Origin of the sequence: Hymenobacter properus (assembly GCF_015694735.1) — a bacterium.
Lineage (GTDB): Bacteria > Bacteroidota > Bacteroidia > Cytophagales > Hymenobacteraceae > Hymenobacter > Hymenobacter properus.
Map to the genome: position 1 here is coordinate 249,815 of NZ_JADQDP010000004.1, position 14,565 is coordinate 264,379.

Below are 14,565 nucleotides of genomic sequence, written 5' to 3' on the forward strand. Positions count from 1 at the left end.
GATAACTTCGCCAAACCAGCACCTGAACGAGTTGCCCCACCGCTCCTGCTGCGCGGCAACTCACGGCCACAAAAAAGGCCGCCCCAAACGGAGCGGCCTTCAACGGCTTGCTACGGCAGCATTGGCGGTGTCCTTACACAAACAAGCCCTCCACCGACAAATACCGCTCGCCGGTATCGTAGCAGAAGGTGAGCACGCGGCTGCCCTGCGGCATGTCGGGCAGCTTTTTGGCAATGGCCGCCAACGACGCGCCCGACGACACGCCCACAAACAGCCCTTCCTCGCGGGCGGCACGGCGCGTCATCTCGTACGCTTCCTGCTGGCCCACCTGAATGGCCCCGTCCAGCACGTTCACGTGCAGGTTATCGGGAATAAAGCCCGCGCCGATGCCCTGAATGGGGTGTGGCCCCGGCGCCCCGCCGCTGATGACGGGCGAAGCCTCGGGCTCCACGGCAAAGGTCTTCATGCCGGGGAAGTGCGGCTTGAGCACCTCCGTCACAGCCGTGATGTGGCCGCCGGTGCCCACGCCGGTAATGTGGAAGTCGAAGCCCTCGGGGGCGTCGCGCAGGATTTCGCGGGCCGTGGTTTCGGCGTGAATTTTTGGGTTGGCGGGGTTGGAGAACTGCATGGGCAGCCAGGCACCGGGCGTGCTGTTCACAATCTCCTGGGCTTTCTCAATGGCACCCTTCATGCCCTTTTCGCGGGGCGTAAGCTCCAGCGTAGCGCCGTAGGCGGCCATGAGGCGGCGGCGCTCGATGCTCATGCTCTCGGGCATCACCAGCGTCAGCTTGTAGCCCTTCACGGCGGCCACCAGGGCCAGGCCCACGCCGGTGTTGCCGGAGGTGGGCTCCACAATCAGGCTGTCCGGGCCCAGCAGGCCGTCGCGTTCGGCCTGCTCAATCATGCTCAGGGCAATGCGGTCTTTGATGGAGCCGCCGGGGTTGGCCCGCTCCAGCTTCACCCACACCTCCACGTCGGGGCGGGTAGCAACAAATAAACGGTTGAGGCGCACCAGTGGCGTGTTGCCAATGGTGTCGAGAATGGTATTGGCTTTCATGCGGTGAAATAGTGTGTTGGTGAAATGGCGAGTTAAGAGAAGGTCATGCAGAGCGCAGCGAAGCATCTCGCTTGGGGTCACTAATTACTTATTGCACGCGAGATGCTTCGCTGCGCTCTGCATGACGTTCCTTTGGTTACTAGTTATTTAAATGGAAAACACCAGCTCCGCGGCGGGGTCCACGGAGCGGGAGATGTTGATGTGGGCGCGGTGATACACGCGCGAGTGCGAGGGCACGCTCTCGGTGAGCCACACGTTGCCGCCGATGACGCTGTGCGCGCCCACTACCGTGCTGCCGCCCAAGATGGTAGCGCCGGCATAAATGACCACGTGGTCTTCGATGGTGGGGTGGCGCTTCTGGCCCTGCAGGCCCTTGGTCACGCTCATGGCACCCAGGGTCACGCCCTGGTATATCTGCACGTTGGCCCCGATAACGGCCGTTTCGCCAATGACCAGGCCTGTGCCGTGGTCGATGCAGAAAGCCGCCCCGATTTGCGCACCAGGGTGAATGTCGATACCTGTGCGCTGGTGGGCGTGCTCGCTGAGCAGGCGAGGCAGGCGGGGCAGGCCGCGCTCATACAAGGCGTGGGCAATGCGATACAGGGCCGTGGCGTAGAAACCGGGGTAGGAACCGATGATTTCGGCTAGGCCCTGGGCAGCGGGGTCGCTGGCCAGAATGGCGGTGGCGTCACGCAGCAGAGCCGCGCGCAAGGCCGGCAGCTGGGCCGTGAACTCGTCGGCCAACGCGGCGGCGGGGGCCGGCAGCTGCGGCACCTTGGTGAGCAGCGCGGCCAGCTCGGAGCGGAAGTGGTAAAGCTCGGCGGCCACCACGTCGGTATTCGGCAGCGGCCGTTCGGCCCGATAGGGGAACAACAGCGCCAGCAGGCCGTCGGCCAGGTCGCAGAAAGCGGCGCCGGGCAGGGCGTCGGGCACGGAGGCGTGGGCCTGGGCCAGCTCGGCAGCGAAAGATTCGGGAAGCACGGAAACAGAAAAGAGGTGACGAACAGAGAAATGCAACCAGCCCGGCCGGTGAAGGTTTTCGGCGGCAGCAGCAACGGCGGAGCTGGTTGGGCCGTTAGGAACAAGGCCGGTAGCCCCGCGGCTACCGGCCAAAAGATACTCCTCCCCTTTCTTAATCCAAACATCTCATGGCCGATACCACCATCATCAAAGTCGATTCGCAGCACTCGCCCAAGGGCGCCGACGGCGAAAAATACCTGGCCTCGGGCAAGCACGTGTCCATGCGCATGTGGGAAAACGAGCAGCCCGGCGAAGCCAAAGCCCCCGCCACCCGCCCCTACGAAACCGTGGGCTACGTGCTCAGCGGCCGCGCCGAATTTCACCTGGCCGGCCAGATGGTGCTGCTAGAGCCCGGCAACTCCTGGGTGGTACCCAAGGATGCCGAACACACCTATAAGATTCTGGAAACCTTCACGGCCGTGGAGGCAACGTCGCCCCCGGCGCAGGTGCACGGACGCGAGGAGAAGTAAGGAGCTGGCCGTTTAGGTAGCATATAACGCCTGTCATCCTGAGCGCAGCGAAGGACCATATCACGCTAGAACATTCTGACGTGAGAAGGTCCTTCGCTGCGCTCAGGATGACAGGCGTTTTAATTTCTGACTCAGCCCTTTCCCATTGCAGTCACGCGCTGCTTCAATGGCCCCAGCACCCAGTCGTACACCATTGTCACCAAGGACGCTTCCTGGAAGGGCTTGGTGATGTAGTCGTTCATGCCCACGGCCAGGCATTTTTCGCGTTCGCCCTGAATGGCGTTGGCCGTGAGGGCGATGATGGGCACGGCCAGCCCCAGCTCTTCGCGCAGGAGGATGGTGGCCTCGTAGCCGTTCATGACGGGCATTTGCACGTCCATCAAAATCAGGTCGAAAGCCTGGGTGCGGGCCAGCTCCACGGCGGTGCCACCGTTGCTGGCTTCCACCACCTCCAGCTCGGCGTTGCTCAGGAAAATGGAAGCCAGCATGCGGTTGAACACGTTGTCTTCGACCAGCAGCACCCGCTTGCCGCGCAGGGCGTGTTGCAGGCCGCTCACATCGAGGCCCTCTTTCTGGGGCACGTCATGCTCGGTGCCCACGGGCAGGTGCAGGCGGAAGCGGCTGGTGGTGCCGTGGTGCTTCTGGCTTTCGATGCGCAGCTCGCCGCCCATCAGCTCCACCAGCTTTTTGCTGATGCCCAGCCCCAAACCTGTGCCCCCAAATTGGCGCGTGACCGACGAGTCTTCCTGGCTGAACTCGTCGAACACCCGCGTCAGGTAATCGGCATCGATGCCAATGCCGGTGTCTTCCACCGTGAACTCTACAATGGCCTCGCCCCCGGGGGTATAGCCCTGGAGCGCGCAAGAGGTGTGCACCCGGCCCCGCTCGGTAAACTTCACGGAGTTTCCGGCCAGGTTCAGCAGCACCTGGGTAATGCGGTAGGGGTCGCCGAGCAGCACGTTGGGCATGGCGGGGTCGCAGTGCGTGCCAAAATCCAGCCCTTTTTCCGCCGCTTTGTAGCGCAGGGTTTGTTCCACCTGCGCGCACACCCCGCACACGCTGAAGCCGATTTTCTCGACGGCCAGCCGCCCGGCTTCGATTTTCGACAAATCCAGAATGTCATTGATAATGACCAGCAGGTTTTCGGCCGAGGCCGTGATGGCGTGCAGGTAGCTGGCTTGGGAGTCGTTGAGCTCGGTTTTGGCCAGCAGCTGGCTCATGCCCAGAATGGCGTTCATGGGCGTGCGGATTTCGTGGCTCATGTTGGTGAGGAAATCCTGCTTGGCGCGGGTGCTGATTTCGGCCAGGGCTTTGGCTTCGCGCAGGCTGGTTTCGAGGTGCTTCTGGGGCGTCACGTCGAGGTAGATGCCGATGGACCCCACCAGCTGCTGGTCGTCGTCGTAGAGCGGGGCACCGCTCACCAGCAGCCACTTCACCTCGCCGCCCTTGGTCGTCACGGCTATTTCGTAGGAATCGGCCACGCCCTGCCGGCGCGCTTCCAGCTTGCCTTCCACCAGTTCCAGGTCGTCGCCCGAGAGCAGCAGCGGCGAGAGCTTGTGGCCCTTCAGCTCGTCGGTGCAGAAGCCCGTCATGTCGCAAAAGCTCTGGTTGGCGTAGAGCAGGAAGTCGTCCAAATCGGCCTCCACCAACCCCAGCGACATATTTTCGATGATGCCGCGGTACTTTTCCTCGCGGCGCTTGAGGTCTTCCTCGGCGCGGGCGCGGGCCGTGATGTCCTCGTACTTCCACAGGTGGCCGATGTAGCGGTGCTGGTCGAAAATTGGGGCGAAGTCGCGGCGCAGGATGCGGCCGTCGCGCAGGGTCAGCACGTCGCCCACCACCGGGCGGCGCCGGCGCAGCAAGGCCGCGATGCGCGCCGCATACTGGCTGGGGTGCCGCACCAGGTTGCGCGCGCCCTCGGCCAACGCGGCGCCCTCCTGTCCCACCAGCTCAGCCGGGAGCGTGGCCACGCCCAGCAAGCGGCCAAAGGCTTGGTTGGCCAGCACAATGCGCCGGTCTTCGTCTTCGAGTACCACGCCTTCGTGGAAGTTGGCCAGCACGGCCGACAGGCGGTGGGTGGACGCATCCAGCGCCGCCTGGGCCTTTTTCAGCTCCGAAATATCCGTGTGCGTACCCGTGAGAATCTGGGGTTCGCCGCCGGGGCCGCGCTGCGTCACAATGGCCCGGCTCAGCACCCACTTGTAGCTGCCGTCCTTGCAGCGCATCCGAAGCTCGACGGCCATCAGGCGCGTTTCGCCACGCAGGCAAGCCCAGACTTTGCGCTCGGTCGGCTCCAGGTCGTCGGGGTGGACGTGGGTCAGCCAGCTCTCGTAGCGGTTGGGAAACTCCGCCTCGGTGTAGCCTCCCAGCATGGCCCGGTAGTCGGGCGAGTAAATCACCGTATCGGTGCGCAGGTCCCGCTCCCAGGCGCCGTCGCCGAAGCCTTCCACGGCCAGCTGCCAGCGCAGGTCGCTCTCGCGCAGGGCCGTCTGGGCTTGCTTCAGGGGCGTGATATCCAGCAGAATGCCGCTGTAAACGACGCCCTTTTCGTCGCTCCTGGTCACGGTGGAATTGGCTTGCAGGTAGCGCAGGGGCTGGCCCGGCACCACCACCCGCCCCTCAAAAGCCCAGGGCTGCCGGGCCCCCACGGCCTCGGTCATCGACTGCATGAACCGGGCCCGGTCGTCGGGATGAATGAACTCGGGCATGCGCTCGATTTCCTCGCGCCGGAGCCCAAATATCTCCAGCAGCTTGGGGCTGACGTAGATGAACTGAAAGCTGCCGTCCTGGTTTTTGCGCCACTCGTAGAGCGCTCCCGGCGCGTTTTCGGCCAGCGCCCGGAAGCGGTTCTCGCTGTCGGCCAAGTTCGACTGAGCTTCTTTCCAGTCCGAAATGTCTTCCAGCAGCCCCGCCATCACCACCTCGCCTCGCTCGTTGTGGAGGGGCTGCACCTTTACCCGAATCCAGCAGGCCTCTGCCTTGGGCCCGGGGTTGTGCACTTCGTAGTTAAACGGCAGCCGCGCCGCCAGGCTTTCTTCAATGTACCTGAGGGTTTTCCCGTCGTTCAGGTCCGGGCGCAGAAACGAGGCCGGCCGGCGCCCCAGCACCTCGTGCGCCTCCAGGCCACACAGGGTGGTAAAACCTTTGCTCACCCACACCGTGCGGCCGTCGGCATCGGTGAGCACCACGGCAGTGTACATTTCCTGCATCAGTTGCAGCCACTCCTGCTGGTTGGGCAAAGCCGGGGCCGGCCCGCCGGCCGGTCCGGCAGCCTGGGCCTGGGCCAGCGCCGCCCGCAGCAAGGCGTTTTCGGCCTGTTGCTCGGCCAGCGCGCGTTCTAGCTCTTCTTGGGCGATGGGCATGGTCACGGAGGTTGCTGTTTACCACTCAAAACAATTGCGGCTCCGCCCCGAACGGCTCGCACGGGCTACCGCAGAACCTCCGCCAACAGTGCTGTGCTTACCCTAAAATACGAACAAGCGGCGTCGGTGGATGCCTCAAGATTCGTCTCTGTTCCAACCACTTGCCGGAAGCCGGAAGTGGGAGGCACGGGGCCGTCATTTAGCTGGCCTCAGCTCGGCAGCGTGCGCACGTAGCTGTGCTGCACCGGCACGGGGCTGCCCACGCCCTGCTGCGCCAGCCCCTGCTGAATCTGCTCGATGAGGCGAGCCTGGGCGCCGCCGTTGTGGCCAGCGGCGGTGTAGGCCCGGAAGGCCACCGTCATGCCGCCGGGCTTGAGGCCCGTAACCACCACCTGCGGCGCGGGTGCGGGCAATACCTGCTCGTCGGCCTGCATGAGGGGCACGGCCCAGCCGCGCAGCTCGTCGAGCTTGGTGTTGTTGTCAACTTCGGCCACAATCTCCACCAGGGCCTTGTTTTGGGCCGTTTTGTTTACAATGACGTTGTTCGACGTGGCCCCGTTGGGCAGGATGATGGTGTCGCCCTGCGAAGTGACGAGGATGGTGTTGAAAATCTGGATTTCCTTCACCTCGCCCGCCTTGCCCTGCGACTCAATGCTGTCGCCCACCACGTAGGGCTTAAAAATCAGAATCAGTACGCCGCCCGCGAAGTTGGCCAGCGTGCCCTGCAAGGCCAGCCCCACCGCCAGGCCCGCCGCCCCCAGAATGGCTACAAACGACGTCGTTTCGAAGCCCACCATGCCCGCCACCGTAATAAGCAGCAGCACCTTGAGCACGATGTTGACCAGGCTGGTCAGAAACGAAGCCAGCGACACATCCAGCCGCGTGGTGGCCGCCGCAATCAGCCGGCTGGCCCAGCCAATGAGCCACCAGCCCACCACCAGCGCCACCACGGCCATGAGCACGCGCGGCAGGTAGAGAATGACAAGGTTTTGCAACTGTTGGGCGTAGGTAGCAACTTGGTTCATAGCAGAAAAGCGGAGGGCATAAACGAAAAGGAATGGTCCTGCTGCGCGCAGCCGAAGCATCTCTCCCGCAATACTAACCCAATCGTTGGGATTACTAGCGCAGTAGAGATGCTTCGGCTGCGCGCAGCAGAACGCGCTTTATTGCCTATTACTTGCTGACAATGGCCTGCTGCACCAGTTCCACGCCCAAAATCTTGTCGCCAATATCGAGCTTGTGCACCACGTCCATCCCCCCCACTACCTGGGCAAAAATGGGGTAGCGCCCGTCGAGGTGCGGTGTGGGGGTGTGGGTGATGAAGAACTGGCAGCTCTCGGTGTCCTTGCCGGCCGAGGCCAGGCCCACGCTGCCTTCTTGGTAGCGCAGGTCGCCAAACTCGGAGCGCAGGTTGTAGGGGGCGCTGCCGTTGCCGTCGCCGCGCGGGTCGCCGCCCTGGGCCACGAAGTTGGGCACCACGCGGTGGAAATACAGGTTGTCGTAAAAATGCTCGTTGAGCAGCGCCACAAAGCTGGCCACCGCGCCGGGCGCCTCGTTGGGCTTCAGCTCGAGCAGAACAATACCCTTGCTGGTGCGCAGCCGCACCTGCTGGCCCAGCGGTACGCCCTGCACCACCGCCCAGTCGATAGGATGCTGCCGGGCCGTGGCCACGGGCGAGGGCGTTGGGGTGGCCTTTTTCTCGAGCTTATCCAGGGCCTGCTGCAAGCCCTGCCAGGCCTCAATCTCGCGGGGCAGGCGGAGCTTGGCCTGGGCTTCGCGCAGCGCCGCCATGTCGGCCGCCTGGGGCTCAGGAAACAGCTTCGGGTCGGCGTAAGCTTCGGCGGCGATGCCGAGTTGGGCCACGTCGCCACCGGCCAGCGCCTGGCGCATGGCAGCGGCAAAGTCGGCCTGCCGGGCGGCCGGGAAATCAGGGTTTCGGCGCATGGCCAGCAGGGCCGCCGTGCCCGCGCCGGCCACCACGGGCACCTGCTGCGGCGCAAAGGCCTGCGTCCGCACGAAATCAAAAGCAGCCGGGTCTTCGCCCATTGCCTGAATCAGAAAAGAGCCCTCATAGGCATCAGCAGCTGCATTGAACCGCTTCTGCAAGGTTTCGACCAGACTGGGCCGGGCGGCCGGGCTGGCGTGCCGCACGGCGGCTTGCAGCAAAGTGGCCCGCACCCGTGCCGAGGCTTGCTTGTTGCCATCGGCCAGGGCGGCAAGGGCGGCACCGTTCTCCCCTTTGGCGTGGGCCAGCAGCCACTCGGCCGCCGTGAGGGCCACGGCTGGCTGGTCGCGATTGAGCGCCGCAAACACCGCTTTGCGGCTGGCAACATATGTTTCGGAGCCGAACGGCAGCGCCCGAATGGCGCTCAGCCGCACCCGGTAATCAGGGTCCTTGGTGGCGAGTCGGGTCAGTACCGCCGCCGGGTTGCTATTGGCAGGAGCAGGCGGGGTGGCCGTCGCGCCTGTTGGCGTTGCAGCAGGGCCCAGCGCCGCCAGCTTGCCCAGCGTGGCCGCTGCTGCCGCGCGCACGGCATACGACCGGTCTTTTTGCGCTACCTGCACCAGCGTGGCGCCGGCCAGCCGCTGCAAGTCAGCATCGAGCCCCCGCGTGCGCGACAAACCCACCACGGCCGCCAGCCGCCCCCGCTCGGGCAGTTTGGGCGAGTTCAGCACCAGCACCGTGCGCCGGATGCTTTCCGGCGAGGTCAGCCCGCGCAAGGCGGCGCGGTTCAGGCCCCAGGCCAGGGCAGCTGCTCGGGCGGTGTCGGTCAGGGTTTCGACGCGCCACAGTTCGGGCAGGCTGTGGCGCGTAACGGTGCGGCCCAGGGCCTCGTGCACGTAGCGGCGCACCACGGGGTCGTTTTCCTTCAGCACCCGCACCCGCAGGGTGTCCACGGCAGTGCTGTCGCCGATTTGGCCCAAGGCGTAGGCCGCGGCGCGGCGCACTTCGGGGTCGGCATCGCGTAGCAGCGGCAGCAGACCGGGCACGGCGGCCGGCGCTTGCACCGAGGCAAAGGCCAGGGCGGCTTCGCGGCGGTAGCTGGGGTTGGCATTGCTCAGGAAAGGCAGCAGCGCGGGCGTGTTGCGCTCATCCTGCGCCGTGCCGATTTGCCGGATGGTGGCGTCGTGGTATTTGTTGGCAAGGTTGGCGCTGGGGCGGGGCGTGCGGGCGCAGGCAGCCAGCAACAGCAGCAGCGGCCAGGAACGAAGGGAGCGGTGGGGCATGCGGTAAAAGTAGCAGGAAGTGCTTGGCTGTTCCGTTAAGAGTTGGCGTCTGTCTTCCTGAGCGCAGCGATGGGCCTTACCACCGCCCAACGAAAACCGTTCTCGCTTGATAAGGTCCTTCGCTGCGCTCAGGATGACAGACGCCAACCCTTCGCTACCCGCTATTCGCCGCCCCAGGAGGCTTCCTGTGCCGCCGGTTCGGCCGGCAGGTGGCGGCTGCCAATTTCCTTTAGCTCTGCGTCGAGTTGCGCAAATAGCACCTCGTTGCCCTGCTGCTGGTAGCCGGCCAAGGCTTTTTCAAAATCGGCAAGGCCGTAAAGGAAGGCCCGGAGGTTGTCGGCCGTGATGGCTTCGAAATGGCGGCCGTAGCCCATTTTCTCTACTTCGGCCGCATTTAGCCACTGCTCAAATTGGGCTGGAATGGGAATGGCACAAATGGGCTTGTGCAGGAACACCGCCTCCGAAATCAGCGAGAAGCCGCCGTTGGTAACCACGGCGCGGGCACTGGCCAGGTCGGCAATGAAACCGGCTTCGGAAAAGGCGCAGAGCTGCACGTTGCCGTGGCTTTCCTGCTTATTGAAGCCGTAGACGCGAAACTCCTGGTCGGGCAGCTGCTGGAGCAGGGGAACGAGGTTTTGCTGCGTGGTGGCCGATTGGTACACCAGCACGTGCTGGCCTTTGGTGGGCTTTGCAGCCAGAATTTCGGGCCGGATGATGGGCGGCACCAGCGTGGTGCGCTCCTTTTCGAGCGGCAGCTCGAAAAAGGTCGTGACGAAGTAGTGGCGGCTGTGCGGCAACTTGGCCCGCACAATGCGCTTGGCCAGGTTGTAGTTGCCGCGCTCGGCCTTGGGCACGGTCACGTTCAGCTTGGCCCGGCTGATAATCTGCATGTTGTCGATGCTGACAATGGGCAGCCGGTGCAGCTTGGCAAACAGGTAGGTAAAGGACTCAAAATCCGACACCACCACCTCGGGCTCGAAGTCGCACAGCAGCTCGCGGTACTTGGCGAAGTTGATGCGCAGGTCTTCGGGCGCGGTGCGCAGCGTGAGGGCGGCGGTGCGCAGCTTGCTCACGGCCAAGCCATTGTAGGCCAAATGAAAACCCCGGATTTCGTGCACCCGCCCCGGAAAGGCGGCGGCCAGCATCTTGTAGGCGCGGCTGCTGCTCACTACGCACACCTGGTGGCCCTGCGCCAGCAGGTGGCCAATGACAACTTTGCTGCGGGTGGCGTGGCCCAGGCCCTCGCCGGGCACTCCGTATAGGATGTTCATTCTTTTGAATGAGGGAATAGAAAGAGTAATGAAAAGTAAAAGAACGTCATGCTGAGCGAAGTGGAAGCATCTCTACCGCGCAACGCAATCCTATCGATTGGATTACTGCTGCGGTATAGATGCTTCGACTGTGCTCAGCATGACGTTCTTCTTTTCCGATATGGCCCTCTCCTACTTCACCACCAGCTTCTCGTTGCGCGTCCCCTCGTTCGATTCCAGCTTCACGAAGTAGATGCCGGCGGCCACGTTCTCCAGCGGTACAGGAACTTGCTGGGGGCCGGCCGGATAGACTTTCTCGCGCGTCAACATTTTCACCACGCGGCCCGTGGCGTCGAGCAACGTCACCGTGACGGGGCCGGGCTTGCCCAGCTGGAAGCTCACGGCTGCGCTGCCGCTGCTTGGGTTGGGAAACACGGCCATTTGCACGGTGCCGGGGGTGGTGGCCACGCCGGGCACCGTGCTGAGCACCACGTTCTCGTCGCCGGGTTGGTAGGGCAAGAGCTCGAAGTAGGTGAGCAGCATTTCGGCGGTGGTGCTTTCGCCCCAGGTCACGGGCTGCGGCGGGGTGTTGGGGTTGCGCGGGTTGTTGGTGGTGTTGTCGTAGGTGGCATCGGCCAAGAGGCGCGAGCCAGCCGGCACGCGCTGCAGGCCGGTGAAGCGGTAGTTGCCCTGCCAGCGGAAGTCCCAGTCGTTGATTTTCACCAGCCGGATGGTGTCGCCGTTGGGCTTCACAGCCGACACTTTCCAGCGCTTGCTGAGGTAGTGGGCGTGCGGCGACACGCTGAGCACCGTCACATCGGCCGGCACGGTGAGTTGGGTGTGGAAGGTTTTCACCTGGTTGGCCGGAATCACGAACGGCCCGTTGGTGAGGAAAGTGGGCGACACGGCGGGCACCGTTTGCACGAAGCGCGTGACGGGCTGGCGGGCAAAAAAGATGTTGACCACCGACGAGTCGGTTTGCGTCACGAAGTTGGGGCCGTAGTGCACCTGCAGCAGCAGCGAAGCCCGGCGGTAGAGCTTCTTGCCCATGCCCGTGGGGTAGAAACGCGCCTGCATGCCCGGCACCCAGGCCGCAAAGACGTCCTCGAGGGGGCTGAAACCGAAGCCGCCGAAGCGGGTGTAGCCGTAGCCGGGGTCGGCGGCGTCGAGGGCCTGGGCCTGCTGGGTGGTGTCCATGCCGATGATGACGTGGTGCACAATGCGCTTGTTGCCGGCCCGAAACTCAATGGCCGCGATGTCGCGGTCGGTGGGCAGGTTCACGGGCAGCACGAAAATGCGGTACATGTCCTGGCCATTGCCCTGGTGCGTGAACTTCTGCGCCATCGGAATCACCAGGTCGGGCGTGCCCAGCTGCGAGCCGCTGGGGAAGGTGGGCGTCGGCGGCGTCTGGGCGGGGTTGCCCTGCGGCATGCCATTGTCCACCCAATCCCGAATTTGCTGGATTTCGGTAGCCGTCAGCGTGTTTTCGTCCAGGTAGTGGCGGTAGTTAGCGTCGGGCTTCCACGGCGGCATGTACTTGGTGCCCGTCACGAACTTGATGGTTTGGCCGTGGCTGGCCACCTCGGTGTAGTTGGTGAGCGGAAAGGGCGCCACCTCGCCCGTGCGGTGGCAGGGCGTGCAATGCTGGTACACCAGCGGCGCAATGTGCTGGCTGAACGTGACCTGCGCCCCGGTCTGGGCCTGGGCACGGGGCGCGGCCAGCAGGGCGGTGAGCAGGAGAAGGGAGAAAAGGTGTTTCATGAACAAAAGAAAAACGGTCTTGCTAAGCGCAGTTGAAGTATTTCTACCGCGCAACTAACTCTATTTGTTGGATAACCACTGCGTGCCCAATGCTTCGGCTCCGCTCAGCGGAATGTCCAATATTAATCAATTAATATTTATAAATCTACTCAATAAAACACCCCACTGGCTCGGTGCGCGGCACGGCCACCGGACGGCCAGCCACTACGTCGGCCAAAGCATCGGCCAACTCGTGATGGCGCGTGGTGGGGCGGTGCTGGCCCAGGCCGGCGTAGGCATCGTTGAGGCGGCCCTGATAGAGGGCCGTTTTGCCGTCGGCGGCCAGCAGCACGGCTTCTGGCGTCACGTGAGCGCGCAGCTTTTTGGTCAGCTGGTGGCCGGGGTCGGCTTGCAGCGGGAAGGGAATCTGATAGGTCTTGCCGAAGGCGGCCAGCGCGGCGGGGGTGGCATCGGCCGCCGGAAACACGCCCACGAAGCGGATGCCCTGCCCCGCGTATTGGCCGTGCAGCTCGCGCAAGGGCAGCGTAGCAGCCTGGCTAATGGGGCAGGTATCGGCCAGAAAAACGTATACCGTGGCCCGCGGCGCCGGCCCAGCCACCAAGGCGCTTAAGTAACTGACTAGCAAGTAAAGCAAGGGCATACGCGAAGATACGGCGGCCGGCCGTGAAAGCCAATAGCGAAGCAGATACGGCGACTGGGCGCCGGATTCCGGCGTTTTCGGCCTGATTTTCGTTTTTACCGCGTTTCCGCTAATGTTGTCTTCTATGAAAACCTCTTTTCTCTTTGCTCCTACCGGCTTATTGGCCGCTTCGGCCCTGCTGCTGGCCACCTCCTGCACGGCGCCGCGCGCCATTGTGGCCACCGGCAAGGTCACGCCCCAGGGCGAGTTTCGGGTAGGCTACAACCAGGGCTTCAACGTGGCCACCGCCTCGCTCAGCAAGGTGGGCAGCGCCGTGAAGGAGGCCGCCGCCCAGGCCATCACCCAGCAAAAAGTGGACTACACCGACGCCACCACCCAGCTGCAGGCCGCCGCCCTGGCCTACGTGCTCGACCCGGTGCAGCCCACTGCCGACCTCAACGTGCGCTACGGCATCGTGCCGCGCCTTGATGCCGGCTACAAGTACGCCTTCGGCTCGCACGTGTTCGATGCCGCCTACCAGCTGCTGGGCCCCACGGGCACGCCCGAAAACCCCGAAGCCGGCGCCACCACCGGCACCACCTACGCCAGCATCGGCCTGCAGTTTGCCACCCAGCGCGCCAAGCTGCCCAGCCTGGCCTTCCTGTCCGATATCAACTCGCTGCTCAACTTCCGGGCCACCCGCAACGACCTGCTCATCCCGCTCACGTTCAGCAATTCCTTCGGGCCCGAAGAAGAAATCGGGGCCATTAGCTACGGCCTGGTGTACGCGCACAGCTGGGTGAGCTACGGCTTCGCGCCCACCAAAATCTACAGCGGCTCGGTGCAGGTGCCGGAGCTGCCCTTGCAGAGCCGCAACTTCTCCTCTTTCGGCGGCTTCGTCAACCTCAAGCTTGGCTACCGCTATTTCTACGTCGTTCCGGCCGTATCGCTCTTCTACCAGAACTACGGCGACTACGCCCTGCTCAATGGCCAAAGCACTTCGCTCAGCGGCGTGACGGTGGTGCCCTCGCTGGGCTTCCAGCTGCGCATCCCCAATTTCACGAAATAGCGACTGGGCCAAAAATAAAACGGGCCGGGGCGGTACCACGACTTTCGGGAGCGTGGCACCGCCCCGGTTTTTTTGGGGTTATGAGCAGGCATTTCCGGCCGGCCGGGGCAGTCGCTGCTAATCTGGCATTCTATGGCTTTCTTTGTTGCCCGTTTTTCAAAACTTTAAGTCGCCTCAGCCAATCCACTCTCCCACCCTATGGAAGCTCCCAACCCCGAATTCATGCGCGAAGCCATTCGCCTGTCCATTGAGAAAATGCAGGCCGGGCACGGCGGCCCCTTCGGCGCGGTGGTGGTGAAGGACGGCCACATCATTGCCCGCGGCTTCAATCAGGTAACCAGCACCAACGACCCCACCTGCCACGCTGAGGTCGACGCCATTCGCAAGGCCTGCAAGGAACTGGGCACCTTCCAGCTCGACGGCTGCGACCTTTACACCAGCTGCGAGCCCTGCCCCATGTGCCTGGGCGCCATCTATTGGGCCCGCCCGCGCCGTGTATTCTACGGCAACACCAAGGCCGACGCCGCCGCCATCGGCTTCGACGACCAGTTCATTTACGAAGAGTTGGACCAGCCCATGAACAGCCGCAAGCTGCCCATGACGCAGCTCATGCGCGAGGAAGCGCTGGCCGGCTTCCGGGCCTGGGAAAATAAGGAAGGCAAGACAGAATATTAGGATAAGTCGACTGCTTAAAAGAACGTCATGCAGCGCGCAGCGAAGCATTTTGCC

At 63.8% G+C, this 14,565-nt stretch carries 11 protein-coding genes; 3 read left to right on the forward strand and 8 right to left on the reverse strand.

Annotated features, from left to right (window positions below):
- Positions 1-133: 133 nt before the first annotated feature.
- Together cysK and I2I01_RS17605 are read right to left on the reverse strand one after the other, a co-directional pair.
- A complete protein-coding gene (gene cysK / locus I2I01_RS17600) occupies positions 134-1,057 on the reverse strand; it encodes a cysteine synthase A (RefSeq protein ID WP_196287817.1) in 924 nt (307 codons plus the stop codon).
- Between the two features lie 147 nt (positions 1,058-1,204).
- Positions 1,205-2,038 carry a serine O-acetyltransferase gene (locus I2I01_RS17605; protein ID WP_196287818.1) on the reverse strand — a complete coding sequence of 278 codons (834 nt, stop codon included), beginning with the start codon at positions 2,036-2,038 and terminating at the stop codon, positions 1,205-1,207.
- Between the two features lie 167 nt (positions 2,039-2,205).
- Here I2I01_RS17605 and I2I01_RS17610 point away from each other — a divergent pair, with 167 nt between their 5' ends.
- Positions 2,206-2,547: a cupin domain-containing protein gene (locus I2I01_RS17610; RefSeq protein WP_196287819.1), complete on the forward strand. Its 342-nt coding sequence runs from the start codon at positions 2,206-2,208 to the stop codon at positions 2,545-2,547.
- 131 nt (positions 2,548-2,678) lie between these two features.
- Here the strand turns inward: I2I01_RS17610 and I2I01_RS17615 are convergent, their stop codons facing one another.
- The 6 genes from I2I01_RS17615 to I2I01_RS17640 form a co-directional block, all read right to left on the reverse strand.
- Complete coding sequence (locus I2I01_RS17615; RefSeq protein WP_196287820.1) at positions 2,679-5,909, reverse strand: PAS domain S-box protein; 3,231 nt, start codon at positions 5,907-5,909, stop codon at positions 2,679-2,681.
- A 209-nt stretch (positions 5,910-6,118) separates the two neighbouring features.
- Entirely contained in the window at positions 6,119-6,934 is an 816-nt protein-coding gene (locus tag I2I01_RS17620) for a mechanosensitive ion channel family protein (protein WP_196287821.1), read from the reverse strand.
- Positions 6,935-7,082: 148 nt separating this feature from the next.
- Entirely contained in the window at positions 7,083-9,137 is a 2,055-nt protein-coding gene (locus I2I01_RS17625; RefSeq protein WP_196287822.1) for a peptidylprolyl isomerase, read from the reverse strand.
- Positions 9,138-9,298: 161 nt separating this feature from the next.
- The gene (locus tag I2I01_RS17630; protein ID WP_196287823.1) at positions 9,299-10,408 is read right to left on the reverse strand and encodes an MJ1255/VC2487 family glycosyltransferase; all 1,110 of its coding nucleotides are present in this window, start codon (positions 10,406-10,408) and stop codon (positions 9,299-9,301) included.
- Between the two features lie 171 nt (positions 10,409-10,579).
- The gene (locus I2I01_RS17635) at positions 10,580-12,148 is read right to left on the reverse strand and encodes a T9SS type A sorting domain-containing protein (protein ID WP_196287824.1); all 1,569 of its coding nucleotides are present in this window, start codon (positions 12,146-12,148) and stop codon (positions 10,580-10,582) included.
- A 145-nt stretch (positions 12,149-12,293) separates the two neighbouring features.
- Complete coding sequence (locus I2I01_RS17640; protein WP_196287825.1) at positions 12,294-12,788, reverse strand: redoxin domain-containing protein; 495 nt, start codon at positions 12,786-12,788, stop codon at positions 12,294-12,296.
- A 124-nt stretch (positions 12,789-12,912) separates the two neighbouring features.
- On the opposite strand from I2I01_RS17640, the gene I2I01_RS17645 reads away from it, so the two are divergent.
- Together I2I01_RS17645 and I2I01_RS17650 are read left to right on the forward strand one after the other, a co-directional pair.
- Entirely contained in the window at positions 12,913-13,836 is a 924-nt protein-coding gene (locus I2I01_RS17645) for a hypothetical protein (protein WP_196287826.1), read from the forward strand.
- A 198-nt stretch (positions 13,837-14,034) separates the two neighbouring features.
- Positions 14,035-14,511, forward strand: a complete 477-nt coding sequence (locus I2I01_RS17650; protein WP_196287827.1) for a nucleoside deaminase — start codon at positions 14,035-14,037, stop codon at positions 14,509-14,511.
- Positions 14,512-14,565 lie beyond the last annotated feature (54 nt).